Here is a 20,736-nt window from a genome sequence, read left to right as displayed (position 1 = left end):
GATCAGAGCAGCGAAGCGGGAAGGGCGCCTTCGAGGCGCAACAGGAATTCCTTGGTCGGCAGTCCACCACCGAAGCCGGTCAGCATGCCGTCGCTGCCGATCACGCGGTGGCAGGGCACGATGATCGGAATCGGGTTGCGGCCGTTCGCGGCGCCGACCGCGCGTACCGCCGAGGGCTGGTCGATGTGGCGGGCGAGATCGCCGTAGGTCCAGGTATCGCCGAACGGAATTTCGAGCAAGGCATTCCAGACCGCCAACTGGAACGGCGTGCCGCGTGGCGCCAGCGGCAGATCGAACGTTTCGCGTTTCCCGGTGAAATAGTCGTCGAGCTGGCGCCGTGCTTCATCGATCAGCGGATGCGAGGCTTCGACCCATCCATCATCGCGCTTCACCGGATGGCGATTGCGCGGAAATTCGATCGCGCGCAGGCCGTCGTCGCCGGCGGCGACCAGCAACTGGCCGACCGGGCTGTCGACATGCATCCAGTGGACGGTCGTCTTCATCGTCATTTCGAGCCCGGCAGCAGCACGGAATCGAAGGTGCGCGGATTGCCGTCGTTGGCGCGTGGCTTCAGGTCGAGCAGATGCATCAACAACGGATAGACATCGACGTTGTCGAAGACCGGCAGCGTTGCGCCATGCGCGAATGCCGGGCCGCGCGCGACGAAGGTGGCACGCATCGACGGCAGTTCGGGATCGAAGCCGTGCGAGCCGCGATCGCCTTCGGTCGCGCGCTTGTCGGCGCCGGAGCGCGCGATCATGTCCCAGCCTTCGTCCATCTGGCAGACGATCGGTGGAATGCGCGGGTTGCTGCCGTAATGCCAGCGCGCCGGCAATGCTTCTTTCTTCCAGCACTCGAAATGATCGTGGCGGCCGAGCAGCTTGCGTTCGGAAACCGCCTCGAAGCCGGGGTTCGGCGCGAATTCGGGAACCTGCCCGAGCGAAACCGCCTTGGCTTCTTCCTTCGATACGACGTCCTCGACGATCACCACTTGTCCCTTCGGAACCTTGGCGAAGCCGTGGTCGGAAACCAGCACGATGTTGGTGCGGTCGAGTTGCCCGCGTGCGCGCAAGGTGTCGACGATGCGGCCGATCGCGGTGTCGACTTCATGCAGCGCGGCGATCGCCTCGGGCGAACCGGGGCCGTTGTCGTGTTCGGCTTCGTCCACCTCGTCGAAGTACACGGTGACGAAGTCCGGGCGCGTCGCCACCGGCGCGTCCAGCCATGCATTGACGGTGTCCGCGCGCGCGTTGGCGCTGAACGACTTGTCGTATGGACGCCACAGCGACGGACGCACGCCGGCGATTGCGGCCTGGCTGCCCGGCCAGAACATCGTTGCCGAATGCAGGTCGGCTTTCTCGACGCTCACCCACACCGGTTCGCCGCCCCACCAGCGTCCATTGCCGACCGCGGCTTCGTTCGACACCTTGAAGTCGCCGAGCACCGGATCGTGCATGGTGTTCTGGATGATGCCGTGGTGGTCCGGGCGCAGGCCGGTGACGATGGCGTAGTGATTGGGAAAAGTCAGGGACGGATACGACGGGCGCATGCCGTCGATCGCGCGCACGCCGTCGGCTGCAAGGCGCGACACGTTCGGCATCAATTCCGGGGTGACGTCGTGCGTTCGCAGGCCATCGACCGAAATCAGCAGCAATGGCGAACGTGGCTGCGGTGTGCTCGGGGCAGTGGCGCAACCTGCCAGCAACAGGCAGGCGAGCAAAAGAAAACGCAAGGAGTTCGGCAGGCGGACTTGCGGATGCATGGGGAAACCGGATTGCCCTAACATCGCCATTCTCGCATCCCGGAGTGTCTCGATGGTGTCGATTTTGTTGATGATGGCGTTGCAGGCGACCCCGGCGGTGCCGGCGGTCAGCGCGATCGCCTGTCCGGTGTGGGAGCGCGAGATGTCGTTCGCCGACAGCGTGCGCCGCCACGATGCCGCGGCCTTCGCCGAGCATGTCGATCCCGATGCGGTGTTCAGCGTGACGGGCAAGTCGCCGTTGCACGGGCGCGCCAGCATCGGCGAGCGTTGGGCGGGGCTCGTCTCCGGCAAGGCGGGGCGGCTCGATTGGTATCCCGATCACGTGGTCGCCGCCAATTCCGGAGACATCGCGTGGTCGAGCGGCCCGGCGTTGTTCGAGATGGCCGATGGCAAGGGTGGCAAGACAATCATGCTGAGCCGTTTCAGTTCGGTCTGGCGCAAGAACGCCGACGGCGAATGGCGGGTGGTCTTCGATTCCGGAAGCGATCCGGTCAAGGCAAGTGCCGAGCAGGTGCAGGCATTCCAGGCGCATCGCGCCCGTTCCTGCGACATGGACTGAGGAGAAGATCGATGAGTGATCGTTTGCAGCGGATGGTCGCATTCGCGGTGATGGCCATTGCAGCCATGTCGCCCGCCCGTGCGCTGGCGCAGGACGAGAAGATCGCGACGACGGTGGAGAAGTGGGATCGCTACGCCCTCGGCAATCATCGTTACGCGGTGGACGTCGCCACGGCTGCGCCGGCGGTGCAGGTGACGATCCCGTGGCGATTGCGCGATCGTGCGATTGGCGAGCACCGCATCATCGTCACCGATTCCGCCGGGCACCCCGTTTCCAACGTGCTGCGCCGCCACGTCGACCAGGTGTCGGCGACGCTGGTGTTTGAACCGGCGCAGGGCGCGGGTCGTTACTTCGTCTATTTCCAGCCGTTCCAGCAGACCGGCAGCCGCAATTATCCGAAGCTGTCCTATCCGGCCTGGCAAGGCAGTGCCGCACCGGCGTGGAGCGCGCGCATCGGCGCGGCATCGCCGACGAAGCTCGATGCATTGCCGCGGGCAAAGGTGGCCGGCTATGAAGCGGTCGATCCGTTCGATGCCTATACCGAGATGGAACGCGTCGCATCCCTAGCGGAAACCGCGCGGGTGTTGCATGGTGCGCAGCGGTCGCCGTTCCTGCTGTTCGGCGAGGATCGCGCGCATCCGGTGCGGATGTTCGACCAGCTGCCGCAGCGCTGGGCGATGCGTGGCGCCGGGAAGCCCTTGCATCTGTCGGCGTCACGCGGCGAATTCCTCAGCTTCCAGCTTGGGTTGTGGACGCCGAACCGCGCCCTGAACGATGTGCGCATCGCGCTCGATTCGCTGCAAGGCGCCAATGGCGCGCGCATCGATACCTCGAAGCTGCATCGCTTCGTGCTCGGCGGCACCGATTACACCGGACAACCGTTCGCGCAGCGCCATGATGTCGCGCAGGGCAGGATCGATCCGTTGTGGCTGGGACTCGATATTCCCGTCGACGCCAAGCCGGGCCGTTACAAGGGCGTGGCGACGGTCACCACCGATGCCGGCAGCCAGCGCCTGCCGATCGAGATCGAAGTCGCGTCCGAAAAAATCGTCGCACACGGCGATGACGCGCCGCAGAACCTCACGCGCCTGCGCTGGCTCGATTCAACGCTCTACCAGGACGACAGCGTGGTCGCGCCGTACACGCCGGTGCAGGTGCAGGGCGATGTGCTGGCCATCCTCGGGCGCCATGTCCGCATCGGCAGCGATGGCTTGCCGGCCGCGATCGACAGCGAGTTCACGCCGCGCATGACTTCGATCGGCAAGACGCCGCGGGCCTTGCTCGCCGCACCGATGCGTCTGGTGGTGGATGATGGCAAGACGAATGTCGCGACCGCCGCCTCGTCGCCCAAGGTCGAAACGATCGGTCCGGCGCGCGTGCGCTGGAACGCGCGCTCGAATGTCGGTGCGTTGCAGCAGGACGTGCAGGGCGAACTGGAAGCCGATGGCAGCCTGCATTACCGTATCGCGTTGAAGGCGACGCAGGCGACCTCGCTGCACGACATCCGTCTCGAGATCCCCTTCGCTGCCGACGCCGCACGCTACATGATCGGCCTCGGTCGCCCGGGCGACGAAACCGCCGATCGCTTCGACTGGAAGTGGGACGTGCAGAAGAACCAGGACGGGGCCTGGATCGGCGACGTCAACGCCGGCATGGAATTCCGCCTGCGCGACGAGCGCTACGAACGTCCGCTCAACACCAACTTCTACCACGACAAGCCGTTGAAGATGCCGCTGTCCTGGGACAACGGTGGCAAGGGTGGTATCCGCATGGCGCGCAGTGGCGATCGCTACGACGTGGTCGCCTTCAGCGGGCCGCGCACGATGCAGGCCGGCGACACCCTGCGCTACGACATCGAATTGCGGATCACGCCGTTCAAGACCATCGATCCGCCGCGCCACTTCTCGCAGCGCTATTTCCACAAATACGCGCCGCTGGATGAAATCACCGGCATCGGCGCCACCGTGGTCAACATCCATCACGCCACGCCGATCAATCCGTGGATCAACTATCCCTTCCTCGAGCCGGCGAAGATGAAGGGCTATATCGACGCGGCCTACGCACGCGGCGTCAAGGTCAAGATCTACAACACCATCCGCGAATTGTCCGACCACGCGCCGGAAGTGCCGGTGCTGGAAAGCCTCGGCCACGAGATCATCAGCCCCGGCAAGGGTGGTGGCTGGTCGTGGCTGCAGGAACACCTCGACGGCGACTACATCGCGGCCTGGCACGTGCCGGAAATCCGCGACGCCGCGATCATCAATTCTGGCGCCAGCCGCTGGAACAACTACTACATCGAAGGGATGGACTGGCTGGCGCGCAACGTCGGCATCGACGGCCTCTATCTCGACGACGTCGCCTTCGACCGCGTGACCATGAAGCGCGTGCGCAAGGCGCTGGCGGCGCATCGTCCCGATCCGTTGATCGACCTGCATTCCGCCAACCAGTACAACGAACGCGACGGCTGGAATTCCAGCGCGCTGCTCTACATGGAGCAGATGCCTTACCTCGATCGTCTGTGGTTCGGCGAGTATTTCGATTACCAGAAGACCGCGCCGGCGTACTGGCTGACCGAAATCTCCGGCATCCCGTACGGCCTGATGGGCGAGATGCTGCAGGATGGCGGGAATCCATGGCGGGGGATGGTGTTCGGCATGACCAATCGCATGCCGTGGACCGGCGGCGATCCGCGCAGGCTGTGGAAGGCCTGGGATGCGTTCGGCATCGAACAGTCGGAGATGATCGGCTGGTGGGCGCCCGACGTGCCGGTGAAAACGGGTCGCAAGGACGTGCTGGCCACGGTCTACCAGCGCCAGGGCAAGGCGATGGTCGCGATCGCTTCGTGGGCGCCGCAGACGGCATCGGTGCCGTTGCAGATCGACTGGAAGGCGTTGGGCATCGATCCGGCGAAGGCGACGATCACCGCGCAGGCGATCGATGGATTCCAGGCCGCGCGCACGTTCAAGCGCGATGAAGCGATTCCGCTGGAACCCGGCAAGGGCTGGTTGTTGATCGTGCAGTAATCGCCAACGAACGATCACGCCCGCGGGTACGGGCGTGATCGCAGGTTGATTACTTCATCGGCTTGCGGAACTTGTAGGCGAACTGGTCGGTGTGGCCGCGGATGCTCTTGTCGAACACGATCAGCGAGTGATCGTCGGCAGCGTTGCGCAGCACGGCGCTTTCGCCGACGAACTTGAATCCGGCGGCTTCCACTTGCTGCTTCACGATCGCCGGATCGATGCGATGCAGCGTCTCGGTCGCGCCGAGGCCGGAACCGGCAGTGGCGGCATGATCGATCACGATGAAGACGCCGCCCGGCTTGAGCGCGGCGAACGCCGCCTTGTCCAGCAACGCGGGATCCGTCGGGCCCATGAACTTGTCGGGATAGTCGTGATAGTTCTGCGAGGTGAAGATGATGTCGACCGGCTGCGGTGCGCTGAGCGCATCGGCAGGCTGGAACACCACTTCGACATTGCCGAGCGTCTCCGGCAACTTCGCCGTTTCGTTCGCGTATTTGCGCATCGGTTCCGGCACGACCGCATAGACATGTCCCTTGTCGCCGACCACCTTGCTGAAGATGCGGGTGAAGTAACCGCCGCCGGGTGCGATTTCCAGCACCTTGTCGCCGGGTTTGACGCCGGTGAATGCGGCGATCTCGGCACCGTGCCGGCGTTCGTCGTCCTTGGTGTCCCCGCTGCGCACGGGATCCGCGATGGCGGCCTTGACGTAGGCGGGCACCTTGTCGACGGGCGCGTTCCTGGCGGTCGCGATGCAGACGGTGGTGGCGAGGGCGAGGCCGGACAGCAACGGAAGCAGGGTCTTCTTCATGGCGGGGCTCCGGGTTGGGACCGACACCATACGCCGGACGCCCGCGGCGCTCCACTGCCACCAGTCACCCCGGGAGCACGGCCGACGGCAGTGCGATAATCGGAAATTCCCCGCATGCTGCACAGCAGGAGTTTCGCGATGGCCGATTCGACACCGCCGGCACGCTCGTCCCGACACGATCCCACCCGGCAGATCCGCGCGCCGCGCGGCGACCAGCTCAACTGCAGGTCGTGGTTGACCGAAGCGCCTTACCGCATGCTGCAGAACAACCTCGATGCCGAGGTCGCGGAACGTCCGCAGGATCTTGTCGTCTACGGCGGCATCGGCCGCGCCGCGCGCGACTGGGAGTGCTACGACAAGATCCTCGCGACGCTGAAGACGCTCGGCGACGACGAAACGCTGCTGGTGCAGTCGGGCAAGCCGGTTGGCGTGTTCCCGAGCCATCCCGACGCGCCGCGCGTGCTGATCGCCAACTCGAATCTCGTCCCGCATTGGGCGACCTGGGAACACTTCAACGAACTCGATCGCAAGGGCCTGATGATGTATGGCCAGATGACCGCGGGGTCGTGGATCTACATCGGCTCGCAGGGCATCGTGCAGGGCACCTACGAAACCTTCGTCGAGATGGGACGCCAGCACTACGGCGGCGATCTCACCGGCAAGTGGATCCTCACCGCGGGCCTGGGTGGAATGGGCGGCGCGCAGCCGTTGGCGGCGTCGCTTGCCGGTGCCTCCTCGCTCAACATCGAATGCCGCCAGTCGAGCATCGACTTCCGCCTGCGCACGCGCTACGTCGACGAACAGGCGACGGATATCGACGACGCGCTCGCGCGCATCGAGAAGTACACCAAGGCCGGCGTCGCGAAATCGATCGCGCTGCTGGGGAATGCCGCCGAGATCCTGCCGGAACTGGTGAAGCGCGGCGTGCGCCCCGATTGCGTCACCGACCAGACGTCGGCGCACGATCCGGTGCATGGCTACCTGCCGCTGGGCTGGACGGTGGAGCAGTGGGAAGCCGAACAGAAGGCGAATCCCGACAAGGTGCGCGACGCCGCGAAGAAATCGATGCGCACGCATGTCGAGGCGATGCTGGCCTTCCACGCGCAGGGCATCCCGACCGTCGACTACGGCAACAACATCCGCCAGATGGCCTTCGACGAAGGCCTGGAGAACGCCTTCGATTTCCCCGGATTCGTGCCGGCCTACGTGCGTCCGCTGTTCTGCCGCGGCGTCGGTCCGTTCCGCTGGGTCGCCCTGAGCGGCGACCCGGAAGACATCTACAAGACCGACGCCAAGGTGAAGGAGTTGATCCCGGACGATCCGCACCTGCACCGCTGGCTCGACATGGCGCGCGATCGCATCAGCTTCCAGGGCCTGCCGGCGCGCATCTGCTGGGTCGGGCTCGGCCTGCGCCACAAGCTCGGCCTCGCCTTCAACGAAATGGTCCGCAACGGCGAACTGAAGGCGCCGGTGGTGATCGGTCGCGACCATCTCGATTCCGGCAGCGTCGCGTCGCCCAATCGCGAAACCGAATCGATGAAGGATGGCAGCGATGCCGTCTCCGATTGGCCGCTGCTCAACGCCATGCTCAACGTCGCCGGTGGCGCGACCTGGGTGTCGCTGCACCACGGCGGTGGCGTCGGCATGGGCTACTCGCAGCATTCTGGCGTGGTGATCGTGTGCGATGGCAGCGAAGCCGCCGACAAGCGCATCGCCCGGGTGCTGTGGAACGATCCCGGCACCGGCGTGATGCGCCACGCCGATGCTGGCTACGAGATCGCCCAGCAATGCGCGAAGGAGCAGGGGCTGAAGTTGCCGATGGCGTGAGGACGGCTCGTGGCCCAGAGCGATCGCTCTGGGCCCATGAATTGTGAGTCTTGGAGGGAGCACGGGATGCTTGATGCGCGATTGTTCGCCTCGACCTGGCGTGGAGTTCCAGCGGCGCTGCTCGGTACATTGGTCTACGCGCTGCTCGTGATCGGTGGTGTTCTCCTCACTTCGTTCATTCTCCACGCCCTGCAAATCAGTCTCCACGGGCATGGGGATGTCGAAGGTCCTTCGAGCATCGCGTCGACTGCAATCACGTTGGCCATCGTCCTGGCCGCCACGGCGGTGGTGGCGAAAATCCAGCATCGCGGAGTGGCCGATTTTGGTTTGCGCGACGGCAGCTGGACGCGCAAGGCATTGCGCGGCGCGATGGTCGGTTTTGCGTTGTGTGCCGCGCTGATCGGCGTCCTCGCTTTGCTTGGAGCCATTCGCATCGAACCGTCGGGGCAGACGCTGGCTGGCGGGTTGTTGTACGCGGTCGTCTGGGCCGTCGGTTACTTGGCCGTCGGCTTGATGGAAGAAACCTTGTTCCGCGGTTACCCGTTGTTTCGCTTGACGAAAGGAATGGGATTTTTTCCTGCCGCCTTGATCACTTCGTCCGTGTTCGGCGTGCTTCATCTGGGCAACGACAAGGAGACAGCCATCGCCGGGGTCAATGCCGTGCTGTTCGCCTTGGTGCTTTGCTGGAGCGTACGCGCCACCGGCTCATTGTGGTGGGCGATTGGATTTCACTCGGCCTGGGACTGGGCCGAATCATTCCTGTTCGGCTGCCCCGATAGCGGCATCAAGGCGCAGGGACGCCTGTTCGACACCGTGTCGTCCGCTTCCGATTGGCTGAGTGGGGGAACGGCGGGACCCGAAGGCAGCGTGCTCACGATTGCAGTCATCGTGCTTGCGGGTTTGTGGCTTTACCGCGAGCAGCGCAGTCGTTTGGCCGACTGATCACGCAAGCGCCGCATCCAATTATCTGGATCGAGACCAGGGGGAATTTTTGCTCGAAGCCTTGGATCCAAAGCCCGGGAGTCATGATTTTATTTATTTGTATGAATGCGCGACTGTGCATCCGTACCTGTCAAAACTGTCAGTGCGGTCGCATTAATACCCTGAAAATCACATTCGTTTAACGATTCCAGTCATATACCTGACCGCAAGGACGGGAAAAGCAGGTCGTACCAGAGCGCTTGATCCAATCATCTGGAAAGATGAAGGCCTGCCGGAAGGATCCATTGGCGATCCGATAACACGAATTCAGAAGCAGTCGTTTCCGAAGGCACGAACAGAACCGGCTTTTTAATGCAGCAGGTCATGCCTGTGCCTCATGTTCAATCGACATGACGGGGGAAATATGCAGAACAAAGAGCAGATGCTCTGGTTGCCCAAGCCAGCGCCCGAGTAGGTCGCGCGGGTAATCCCTTTTCCTGACTTTCCATGACTGCCTCTCCTGACAGGGACGGGGCTTAGCCGGATTCGTCCAGGAAAAACCGCAATCAAGTTTCAGCTGTCGTTTCCATGAGCGGCACGGCTGGCCTGTCCTTTTGCCTGAAGAAAGGGGTGGCGTTCGTGCTTCGTGTGCCAGACATGCAGGGGGATGCTATGCGCAGCAATTACATTGGTCGTTTCCGTCGTTCACGCCGTAATCCGCATTGCCGATTGGCAAAAGCGATTCTGCTGGCGCTGAAAGCCGCGATCGCACTGCCGTTGGCAGGCGGTGTGGCCCATGCCGCATGCAATACCACGACATCCGGGGGCGCCACGACGATCGACTGTCCGGCGGCGTCGAGCACTACCAATGTTGCGAACGGCGCCAACAACGTCACGATGAACGTGGCAACAGGCGCGACAGTCACCTCGAATGCCTTCTTGGGCGGACCGTCGGTGAACCTGACTGGCAACGGGATCACGCTCAACAATTCCGGCGTGATCAGTCCCATTGCAGGTGGCGGCAGTTTCAGTTTTGCTGCCCAAGGTGCGTTGCTCGGCAATGCGTCCGCCAACACCATCACCGTGAACAACAACGCCGGCGCAACGCTCGCGGGCGTGACGCTCACGGGCACGGGCGGGCAAGCCCTCGCGATCACGAACGGAGCAGGCGGTACCAACAACATCACCAATGCCGGCGCCATCACCGCATATCGGTCGGTTTTCGGCATCCCGGCTGCGAGTGCGACGGACAGTGCGGTGACGACATCGGGCGGCGCCAATACCAACTTCACCAATGCCAGTACCGGCACCATTACGGGCTTGGTCGGCCTCGGCGCCGCAACCACGGGCGGCAACACCTTCCTCAATGCTGGCAGCATTACCGGCAGCGTCAACCTCGGCAATTCGGCCGGGGCCAACACCTTCACCGCGGTCTCCGGATCAAGCGTTTCGGGGACGGTCAGTGCCGGCAACTTCAGCAGCGGCCTGGTTTTGCAGAATTCGGAGAGCGGTCCCGGCGCGGGCACAGGCGGTGCGGTCACCACCATCAATTCGACCGTCTATACCGGATTCCAGGATTTGACGGTGCACAGCGGCACCTGGAATCTGCAGGGCAATGTGGTCAGTGGAAGCACGACACTCAATGACGGCTTGGTGAACTTCAATAGTGCCGGCGCCTTCGGAGCCGGCATTTTCAATGCCAATGGCGGCGCCATCGCCGCGAGCATTGGCGGTCTTTCGTTGGCGAACAATTTCAACCTCAACGGTCGCCTGACCTTGGGGGGAAGCAATGGGTTCACGCTCGGCGGCACGTTGTCGGGAGGATTGACGGGCGGACTCGACATCACGAACAGCGGCGTCGTCAGGTTGAACGGCGCGAATACCTTCGGTGGTGGCATCAACCTCAATGCAGGCGGATTGCTTCTCGGCAACGCGGCTGCGCTTGGCACAGGCAGTCTCAATGTCGGTGGCAACGCCACGCTAGATACGACCGGCGCATTTTCGTTGGGCAATGCCGTCAACCTGGGGTCCGGCTTCTCGCTGAACCTGCTGGGCGGCAATGCGTTGACGTGGAACGGCAACATCGGCGGACTGGGCAGCCTGACCAAGAGTGGCCTCGCGACATTGACGTTGGGCGGCGCCAACTCCTTCACCGGAGGCTTGAACATCAATGGCGGCACGCTGGCATTGGGCGCGAGCGGCAGCCTGGCGCCGACACTCGGCGTGACGCTGGGTGGCGCGGGCACGACATTCGATCTGTCGGCCGCATTGAATCCGAGCGTGGGTTCGCTGGCGGGCATTGGCGGCACCGTGAATATCGGCGCCAATTTCCTGACGCTGGGCGGTTCCGGCAATGCCAGCTTCGGCGGCAATATCACGGGCACAAGCGGTGGCCTGATCAAGACCGGCACCGGCGTGCAGACACTGGGCAGCGCGAACGTGTTCGGCGGCGGTGTCGCGTTGAATGGCGGTGGCCTGGTGCTGGGCAACGCCGGCGCACTCGGTTCGGGTGCGTTGAGCATCGGTGGAACGGCCACGCTGGATACGCTCGGTGCCTATAGCTTCACGAACAATCTGAGCCTGGGTGCGGGCGGTTCGTTGAACCTGCTCGGCAGCAATGCGCTGACCTTGAATGGCACGCTGTCCGGTAATGGCGGCCTGATCAAGAGCGGGAGTGGCCTGCTGACGCTCAATGGCGTGAACACCGGTTTCAGCGGTGGTTTTGCGCTGAACGGTGGCGGCCTGATGGTGGGCAATCTCAATGCACTCGGTACCGGTGTGCTGAGCGTCGGCGGTGCAGCGACGCTGGATACAGCCGGTGCCTTCAGCTTGGCCAACGACTGGAACCTTGGTGCCGGTGGCTCGCTGAATCTGCTCGGCACGAACGCGTTGACTTTGAACGGCACGCTGTCGGGTAGCGGTGGTCTGATCAAGAGCGGTAGCGCGCTGCTGACCTTGAACGGTGCAAACACCGGCTTCAGCGGCAGTCTCGGGTTGAATGGTGGCGGGCTGCTGCTCGGCAATGCCGGCGCGCTGGGCTCGGCGGGCCTGAACATCGGTGGCGCGGTCACTTTCGATACCTTGGGTGCGTACGCGCTCAACAACAACTGGAACCTCGGCGTCGGTGGCTCCCTCAATCTGCTCGGCAGCAACGATCTCACGCTCAATGGAGGCATTTCCGGCACCGGAAACCTGATCAAGGGCGGCTTGTCGACGCTCACACTTGGGGGGGCGAACACGCTCAACGGCAATCTGGCGATCAATGCCGGCACGGTGAGCCTGGTGGGTGGCGGGACGCTGTCGCCATCGCTGGGCTTGAGCCTGGCTTCGGGCGCGAGCTTCGATCTGTCGGGTGCTTTCGCCAATCAGACGATCGGCGCGTTGTCGGGCGCGGGCGGCAGCATCAACCTTGGCGCGAACTCGCTGAGCTTCGGTGACGCCACCAACCAGACCTTCGGCGGTTCGATTTTCGGGTCGGGCGGACTGACCAAGCTGGGTGCCGGTGTGCAGACGCTGATCGGTACCAACGCGTTCGGCGGCGGATTGAACATCAACGGCGGCACGTTGGCGATCGGCGCGGGCGGCAGCCTGTCGCCGAATGTGGCGGTGACGCTCGGTGGCGCCGGAACAGGTTTCGACATCAGCGCAGGCGGCAGTCTCGCGATCGGTTCGCTGGCCGGCGTCGCGGGCAACGTGAATCTAGGCGCCAACGCACTGACGCTCGGTGGTTCCGGCAATGCGAGCTTCGGCGGCGTCATTGGCGGCTTCGGTGGCAGCCTGGTCAAGTTGGGCGCCGGCGTGCAGACGTTGAGTGGTGCAAACACCTTCAGTGGTGGCGTTGCATTGAATGGCGGTGGCCTGGTGCTGGGCAATGCTGGTGCGCTGGGCTCGGGTGCGTTGAACATCGGTGGTGCGGTCACGCTGGATACGCTGGGAAGCTACAACCTCACGAACAATCTGAGCCTGGGTGCGGGCGCATCGCTGAACCTGCTGGGCGGCAATGCGCTGACGTGGAACGGCACGTTGTCGGGTACGGGTGACCTGATCAAGAGTGGCACCGCATCGCTGACCTTGAATGGTGCGAACGGCGGATTCGCCGGCAACTTCGGCTTGAATGGCGGTGGGCTGGTCCTCGGCAATGCGGCTGCACTGGGTTCTGCCGCCCTGAACATCGGTGGCGCGGCCACGCTGGATACGTTGGGCGCCTATAGCCTCACGAATAACCTGAATCTGGGTGCAGGCGCATCGCTGAACCTGCTGGGCAGCAATGCGCTGACCTTGAACGGCACGCTGTCGGGCAGTGGCGGCCTGGTCAAGAGCGGAAGCGCCTTGCTGACGCTCAATGGCGTGAACACCGGTTTCAGTGGAGGCTTTGCGCTGAATGGTGGCGGCTTGATGGTGGGCAACCTCAATGCGCTCGGCACTGGGATAGTAAGTGTCGGCGGTTCGGCGACACTCGATACCGCGGGCGCCTTCAGTCTCGCCAACGATTGGAATCTCGGTGCAGGCGGTTCGCTCAACTTGCTGGGTACGAATGCGCTGACCTTGAACGGCGCGTTGTCCGGAAGCGGCAGTCTGATCAAGAGTGGCGTCTCGCTGCTCACCTTGAATGGCGCGAATGCAGGCTTCACCGGCAGCCTGGGATTGAACGGTGGCGGCTTGTTCCTGGGCAATGCGAACGCGCTCGGCAATGCGGCCTTGAACGTGGGTGGCAACGTCACCCTGGACACCGCGGGCGCCTACACCCTGGGCGGCAACATCGTGCTTGGTGGCGGCGGATCCTTGAACCTGCTCGGCGGCAATGCGCTGACGCTCAACGGCGGAATCTCCGGTACCGGCAATCTCATCAAGAACGGTTCTGCAACATTGACCCTGGGTGGCGCGAATATGCTCAACGGCAATCTGGCGATCAATGCCGGCACGGTGAGCTTGGCGGGGAGCGGAAGCTTGTCGTCGTTGCTTGGCGTCAGCATGGCAACCGGCACGACGTTCGATCTGTCGGGCGCCTTCACCAATCAAACGATCGGTGCGTTGTCGGGTGCGGGTGGCAGCATCAATCTCGGCGCGAACTCGCTGAGCTTCGGTGACGTCACCAACCAGACCTTTGGCGGTTCGATTTTCGGCACGGGCGGACTGACCAAGCTGGGTGCCGGTGTGCAGACGCTGACCGGCGCCAATGCGTTCGACGGCGGATTGAACATCAACGGCGGCACGCTGGCGATCGGCGCGGGCGGCAGCCTGTCGCCCAATGTCGCGGTGACGCTGGGCGGCGCCGGAACCGGCTTCGACATCAGTGCCGGCGGCGATTTGACGATCGATTCCCTGGCCGGCACGGCTGGCAACGTGAATCTCGGCGCCAACGCACTGACGCTGGGCGGCAATGCAAGCACCAGTTTCGGCGGCACGCTCGCCGGCAGCGGCGGACTGATCAAGAACGGCAGCGGCACGCTGACATTGGGCGGCGCGAATGTCGGTTTCAGCGGCAACACTGCGCTCAATGCCGGCGGACTGATTGTCGGCAACAACGCTGCGCTCGGTAGCGGGAACCTCAACATCGGCGCCGGCAGCGCGGTCACGCTGGCCGCGACGAACGGCGCGATCAACCTCGGCAACAACATCAGCCTTGGCAGCGGTTCCGGAGTGACGGTGCAGGGCAGCGATGCCTTGACGCTGGGAGGTGCGATCAGCGGCGGCGGCAGTCTCACCATGAATGGTTCGAATCTGACGCTGACCGGCATCAATACCTATTCCGGCGGTACCAACATCCTGGGCGGCACGTTGGCAATCGGTGCGGGCGGCAGCCTGTCCGCGACCGGCAATGTCACCTTGGGCGGATCGGGCATCTTCGATCTCACCAATGCAGGCAACCAGACCATCGGTGCGTTGAACGGTGCATCCGGCACGGTGAATCTGGGTGCCGGCAATACGCTGAGCCTGAGCGGGCTTGGCAATGCCAGTTTCGGTGGAACCATCAACGGCGGCGCGACCGCCGGATTGGCCATCAATGGCGGCGTGCAGACACTGAGTGGCGCCAATACGTTCGGCGGTGGTGTCGCCCTCAATGGTGGTGGCCTGGTCGTCGGCAACAGCGGCGCGCTCGGCACCGGGGATCTCACGGTCAATGGGGCATCGACGCTCGACAGCACCGGTGCGCTCGCGCTCGCCAACAATGTCGTGCTCAACAGCGGCCTGACATTCATGGGCAACAACGCATTGACCTTGAACGGCTCGCTGTCCGGCGGCGGCAGTCTCACCAAGAATGGCTTGGCCACGCTGACGCTCAATGGCGCCAATACCCACAGTGGCGGCACCTTCATCAACACCGGCACGCTGGCGCTCGGCGCGGGCGCGAGCCTCAACGCGGGCGGCACGGTGAATCTTGCAACCGGCGCCACCTTCGATCTGTCGGCCGGCAACGGCACCCAGACCTTCGGCACGCTGGTGGGTGGCGGCACGGTCAACATGGGCGCCAACAATCTCGTTCTCGGTGATGCCACCAACGGAACGTTCAGCGGCTCGATCGCGGGCTCGGGCAGCATGACCAAGGTCGGTGCAGGCGTCGAGACGCTGACCGGCACCAACGGCTTCACCGGTGGCACCTTCATCAATGGCGGCACGCTGGCGATCGGTGCGGGTGGCAGCCTGTCGCCCACCGGCGCGGTCGCACTCGCATCCGGCACCACATTCGACATCACCGCGGGTGGCAACCAGACCATTGGCGGGCTCAACGGCGCGGCGATCAACAGCACGGTCGCGTTGGGTGGCAACACGCTGACGTTGGGTGGTCCCGGCAACTTCAGCTATGCAGGCACGATCACGGGGCCGGCCGGCTCGCTCGCCATCAATGGCGGCGTGCAGGCGTTGAGCGGCACCAATACCTTCGGCGGCGGAGTCACGCTCGGCAACAATGCCGGTCTTGTCGTTGGAAGCAATGGCGCGCTCGGCACCGGCGCACTGACGGTCAATGGCGCGGCAACCCTGGATTCCAGTGCAGCGGTCACCTTGGCCAATGCAGTCGATCTGTCCGGCAATGCCGGGTTGAATGTGCTGGGCGGGAATGCCTTGACGCTTGGCGGCGCGATCAATGGCACCGGCAGCCTGAGCAAGAACGGTGCGGCCACGCTGACGCTGACGGGTGCGAACGGCTACACCGGAGGCACCAACATCAATGCCGGAACGTTGGCGATCGGCGCGGGCGGAAGCCTGGCTTCGACCGGCAACGTCACCCTGGGTGGCACGGGCATCTTCGATCTCGCCAGCGCTGGCAACCAGACCATCGGTGCATTGAATGGCGCCACCGGCACCGTGAACCTGGGGAACACCACGCTCAGCTTGGGCGGACTCGGGAGCGCCAGCTTCGGAGGAACGATCAACGGTGGCGCGACGGGTGCGTTGGCCATCAACGGCGGCGTGCAGGCATTGAGCGGGACCAACACCTATGGTGGTGGAACCACGCTCGCCGCGGGCGCTGGGGTGATCGTCGGCAACAACGCCGCACTGGGTACGGGAGCGCTCAACGTCAATGGCGCCGCGACGCTCGACGGCACCGCGGGTGCAACCGCGCTTGCCAACAACATCAACCTGGCAAGCGGCGCGGGCCTCGATGTGCTGGGCAGCAATGCCTTGACACTGGGCGGCACGATCGGCGGCGCGGGAAGCCTGATCAAGGATGGTGCATCCACGCTGACGCTGACTGGCGCGAATGGATACACCGGCGGCACCACCATCAATACGGGAACCTTGGCGATCGGCGCGGGCGGCAGCCTGGCATCGACCGGTGCGGTGAACCTGGCGGGCAACGGCAGTGCGTTCGATATCACCGCTGGCGGCAACCAGGCCATCGGTCCATTGAACGGTGTCGCAGGCAGCACGGTGGCGCTCGGTGGCAACGCGCTGGGCTTGAATGGCACGGGCAGCTATGCGGGCACGATTGCAGGGCCGACCGGTGCGCTCGCAATCAACGGCGGCGTGCAGACGCTGAGCGGGACCAACACCTATGGCGGTGGAACCACGCTCGTCGCGGGTGCTGGCGTGGTCGCCGGCAACAACGCCGCACTGGGCACCGGGGCGCTCAACGTCAATGGCGCTGCAACGCTCGACAGCATTGCCGGTGCAACTGGGTTGGCCAACAACGTCAACCTGGCCAGTGGCGCAGGTCTCGATGTCCTGGGCAGCAATCCGTTGACATTGAGCGGCACCATCGGCGGCCTCGGCGGCCTGAGCAAGGATGGCAATTCGACGCTCACTTTGACTGGCGCGAACGGATATACCGGCGGCACCAACATCAATGCCGGCACGTTGGCGATTGGCGCGGGCGGCAGCCTGGCATCGACCGGTGCGGTGAACCTGGCAGGCAACGGCAGTGCGTTCGACATCACCGCCGCCGGCAACCAGGCCGTCGGTGGATTGAACGGTGTGGCAAGCAGCACGGTGGCGCTCGGTGGCAACACATTGGGTTTGAACGGCACGGGCAACTATGCCGGCAACATCACCGGCGCAACGGGCGCGTTGGCGATCAATGGCGGCGTGCAGACGCTGAGTGGCACGAACACCTTTGGCGGTGGTACCACGCTCGCGGCGGGCACCGGCGTGGTCGCAGGCAATAACGCCGCATTGGGCACCGGGGCACTGAATGTCAATGGCGCGGCAACGCTCGACAGCACTGCGGGCGCAACTGCGTTGTCCAACACCGTCAACCTGGCGAGTGGCGCGGGTCTCGATGTGCTGGGCAATAACCCGCTGACCCTGAGCGGCACGATTGACGGTCTTGGCAGTCTGAGCAAGGATGGCAACTCGACGCTGACACTCACGGGCGCCAACAGCTATACCGGCGGCACAAACATCAATGTAGGCACGCTGGCGATCGGTGCGGGCGGCAGCCTGGTGTCGACCGGCGCGGTGAACCTGGCGGGAAGCAGCAGTGCACTCGACATCACCGCAGCGGGCAACCAGGCCATCGGTGCATTGAATGGTGTGGCGGGCAGCACGGTGGCGCTCGGTGGCAACATGCTGGGCTTGAACGGAACGGGCAACTACGCAGGCACGATCAGTGGACCGACGGGCGCGCTTGCCATCAACGGCGGCGTGCAGACGCTGAGTGGCAACAACACTTACGGCGGCGGCACCACGCTGGGTTCCGGTGCGGGCGTGATTGTCGGGAGCAATGGCGCGCTTGGCACGGGCACGCTCAATGTCAGCGGTGGAACCTTGCAAGCCAGCGCGCCGGTCACGCTCGCCAACACGGTCGCGGTGGGCGCCGGCGGACTGCAGGTGACGGGGACGCAGAACCTGACGCTTGGCGGGGCCCTCGACGGTACCGGCCTGCTCGACAAGCAGGGCAGCGGCACGCTTGCCTTGAATGGACCGTTGACGGGCTTCAGTGGCGGCTTGGCGGTCAACGGCGGCGTGCTGAATGCCGCATCGCCCTATGCCGGTAACATCACGGTCGGGACGGGCGCTACCGCCAACCTCAATGGCAGCGGCAGCGCCGCGACGATCAACGGTCCGCTGGCCGGTACGCTCAATATCGGCAGCGGGAGCAGCGTCGGCGTGAGCTACGCAAACCTGGCTGGCGTGACCGGCAGCGTCAATGGATCGGGTGGCAATACCACGCTCAATATCACGGGGACGGGCGAGGCCACCTTGCCGACGGCATCCTTCAACAACCTCACCAATCTCGGCGTCGGTTCGGGAACATTGATCATCGGTAGCGGCAATACCGCGAACTTCAGCGGTGGCAGCAACATCGGCGGCAATCTTGTTGTGAATGGCGCGCTTGGCGGTCCCGCCACCATCAACGCGGGCGGTGCGCTGGTTGGTTCCGGCAGCATCAACGGGCCGGTCACCGTGAACGGGACGCTCGCTCCCGGTGGTGTCAGTGGTGCGACCGGCGCTGCGGCGGGCAGTGGCACGCCAGGGGCCATATTGACGCTCGGCGGCCTGACGCTTGGCGCGGGATCGACCACGCAGATCCATACGACTGCGGGGGGCACCAGTGACCAAATCCAGGTCAACGGCACGGCGGTCCTGGGCGGCCAATTGATTGCCCTGCCGACGGCCGGCGCATATGGACCAAGCACGACATTCACCATCCTCAATGCCAGCGGAGGCTTGAGCGGTGCGTACGCGAGCGTGATCCAGAACGTGTTGCCCTTCCTCAATGCCAGCGTGGCGACCAGCGGCAACAACGTCTTGCTGACGCTCGCACAGGGCTCCACCGGGCCGGGAGGCACCAACCTCGCATTCGACCAGTTCCCGGGCCTGGGTGGAAATCAGCAGTCGATGGCGTCCGCCTTGCAGACGATCTCGACGCAAACACCCGCGCGCATGACCACCTTGCTCGATGCGACACGCGGACTTGCATACGGTCAGGTGATTCCCGCCTTCGATTCGCTCACTGGTGAAACCTATGCATCGGCCACGCAGAACGAGTTGAAGGGCCAGGCCCGCGTGATGGACACGATGTTCAACCGGATGCAACTCGCGCGTGTCGAAGGCAGCACCGGGAAGGCGTTGTGGGTCGAACCGTACGCGGTCGACGCGCGCCAGGATGCCGTGCAGGGCGTGGTCGCGACCGACTATCGCAACCGTGGCGTGATCATGGGTGCAGATACCGCGGTGACGCCAAGCCTGCGGTTGGGCCTGAGCGCCAGCGCCGCCACTTCACGCACCAAGGCGGGGGTACGCACCGACACCGTGGACACCAAGCAATACTCCGTCGGTGCGTATGCCACGTTCGCGCCTGCGGGTAGTGGGTGGTGGGTGGATGGAACCGCGTCTTACGGCTGGCAACGCGCCAATAGCGATCGCCTGGTGCATGTCGGTTCGCAATTGATGCAGCGTACCGGCGCGCGCTACAGCGGAACCGCGGTCAACGCGGGCGTGGAAAGCGGCTATCGCTTCAATGCGGGCCAGCTGCACATCGAACCGTTCGCAGGCGCCTACTACACGAAGGTGAAATACGACGGGTTCCAGGAGATGGGTTCGGCCGATGCCAACCTCAACGTGGGAAGCAGCCATGCCAGCAATACGCAATATGGCGTCGGCGTGCGATTGAGTGGTGACTTCGGCGGCAATGCCTCGAGCGGACCGAGACTGCATCCGATGGTGATGACGCGTTACCTGCGTGGCAATGCGCGCAGCAACACCACGACCGCGATGGCATTTTCCGGAGCGCCCGAGGTGGGATTCGTGACCGGCAGCGCGCCCGCGGCACGCAATCGCTGGCAGGGCGGAGCGGGGCTGAGTTACGACATCACGCCGCAGGCCAATGCCTATTTCTACGTCACCACGGATCGTGCCTCGCACAACACCAGCAACTCCGCGAACGTCGGCTTCCGCTGGGACTTCGATCCGTCCTCGTCGTCGGCTGCAGTGCGTCCCGCCCCGGTCGTTCCGGCCGCCACGTCGGGTACGACGTCGGACGATACGCGCGGCGCGGGAGTTGTCGCTGCGGCGACTCCGGTTGCGACGACACCCGTGCTGCAGGATCCGGCAACCAAGGACACGCATTTCGGCAGGTGCAAGATACCCAAGGCTTCAGCGGATGCGAAATCCGCGAAAAAGGCCGTGGCGCGCGGGCACCATCGTCGTCCCTGGAGCGGGAAGGGCAAGTCGGTCGGTGTTGCTCCCAAGCACCGTGTGAAGTCGCGGATGCTGAGAAAGACGCCATCGACCGCGCCCAAGCCCGTGCCCGCCGAGGAATCGTGCGACGGTTGAGATGGGATGATCGAGAGTCGATCAACGACTGTATCGAGGATGTTCCGTCCAAGACCCTGGCGCCACGCCGGGGTCTTTCCATGCATCAGGCAGTACGACTGGAAATGCGAATGACTGC

8 protein-coding genes are annotated in these 20,736 nt (G+C 64.3%); 5 read left to right on the top strand and 3 right to left on the bottom strand.

Annotation, left to right across the window (positions count from 1 at the left end):
• Positions 1-2 precede the first annotated feature (2 nt).
• Together ABE093_RS07460 and ABE093_RS07455 are read right to left on the bottom strand one after the other, a co-directional pair.
• Entirely contained in the window at positions 3-509 is a 507-nt protein-coding gene (locus ABE093_RS07460; RefSeq protein ID WP_430760255.1) for a methylated-DNA--[protein]-cysteine S-methyltransferase, read from the bottom strand.
• Positions 506-1,762, bottom strand: coding sequence for an ectonucleotide pyrophosphatase/phosphodiesterase (locus tag ABE093_RS07455; protein ID WP_430760254.1), 1,257 nt, complete (start codon positions 1,760-1,762; stop codon positions 506-508). Before ABE093_RS07455 ends, ABE093_RS07460 begins: the two co-directional genes overlap by 4 nt.
• 52 nt (positions 1,763-1,814) lie before the next feature.
• Here ABE093_RS07455 and ABE093_RS07450 point away from each other — a divergent pair, with 52 nt between their 5' ends.
• Together ABE093_RS07450 and ABE093_RS07445 are read left to right on the top strand one after the other, a co-directional pair.
• Positions 1,815-2,321, top strand: coding sequence for a YybH family protein (locus ABE093_RS07450; protein ID WP_430760253.1), 507 nt, complete (start codon positions 1,815-1,817; stop codon positions 2,319-2,321).
• A gap of 11 nt (positions 2,322-2,332) precedes the next feature.
• Positions 2,333-5,344, top strand: coding sequence for a glycoside hydrolase domain-containing protein (locus tag ABE093_RS07445; RefSeq protein ID WP_430760252.1), 3,012 nt, complete (start codon positions 2,333-2,335; stop codon positions 5,342-5,344).
• Between the two features lie 49 nt (positions 5,345-5,393).
• Here ABE093_RS07445 and ABE093_RS07440 read toward each other — a convergent pair whose 3' ends face one another.
• Positions 5,394-6,152, bottom strand: coding sequence for a class I SAM-dependent methyltransferase (locus ABE093_RS07440; protein WP_430760251.1), 759 nt, complete (start codon positions 6,150-6,152; stop codon positions 5,394-5,396).
• Between the two features lie 114 nt (positions 6,153-6,266).
• Here ABE093_RS07440 and hutU point away from each other — a divergent pair, with 114 nt between their 5' ends.
• From hutU to ABE093_RS07425, 3 genes are all read left to right on the top strand, one after another.
• Entirely contained in the window at positions 6,267-7,979 is a 1,713-nt protein-coding gene (hutU, locus tag ABE093_RS07435) for a urocanate hydratase (protein ID WP_430760250.1), read from the top strand.
• 66 nt (positions 7,980-8,045) lie between these two features.
• Positions 8,046-8,921, top strand: a complete 876-nt coding sequence (locus ABE093_RS07430) for a CPBP family intramembrane glutamic endopeptidase (protein WP_430760249.1) — start codon at positions 8,046-8,048, stop codon at positions 8,919-8,921.
• 708 nt (positions 8,922-9,629) lie between these two features.
• A complete protein-coding gene (locus tag ABE093_RS07425; protein ID WP_430760248.1) occupies positions 9,630-20,618 on the top strand; it encodes an autotransporter-associated beta strand repeat-containing protein in 10,989 nt (3,662 codons plus the stop codon).
• The last annotated feature ends 118 nt before the right edge of the window (positions 20,619-20,736 follow it).

The organism is Solilutibacter silvestris, assembly GCF_050574925.1.
Lineage (GTDB): Bacteria > Pseudomonadota > Gammaproteobacteria > Xanthomonadales > Xanthomonadaceae > Solilutibacter > Solilutibacter silvestris_A.
Note: the sequence above shows the minus strand (reverse complement) of the source record. Positions and strands in the feature narration are given on the sequence as shown.

Coding starts and splice junctions, on each gene's coding strand:
- ABE093_RS07460 (WP_430760255.1), bottom strand. CDS start 509: ATGACGATGAAGACGACCGTCCACTGGATGCATGTCGACAGCCCGGTC.
- ABE093_RS07455 (WP_430760254.1), bottom strand. CDS start 1,762: ATGCATCCGCAAGTCCGCCTGCCGAACTCCTTGCGTTTTCTTTTGCTC.
- ABE093_RS07450 (WP_430760253.1), top strand. CDS start 1,815: ATGGTGTCGATTTTGTTGATGATGGCGTTGCAGGCGACCCCGGCGGTG.
- ABE093_RS07445 (WP_430760252.1), top strand. CDS start 2,333: ATGAGTGATCGTTTGCAGCGGATGGTCGCATTCGCGGTGATGGCCATT.
- ABE093_RS07440 (WP_430760251.1), bottom strand. CDS start 6,152: ATGAAGAAGACCCTGCTTCCGTTGCTGTCCGGCCTCGCCCTCGCCACC.
- hutU (WP_430760250.1), top strand. CDS start 6,267: ATGCTGCACAGCAGGAGTTTCGCGATGGCCGATTCGACACCGCCGGCA.
- ABE093_RS07430 (WP_430760249.1), top strand. CDS start 8,046: ATGCTTGATGCGCGATTGTTCGCCTCGACCTGGCGTGGAGTTCCAGCG.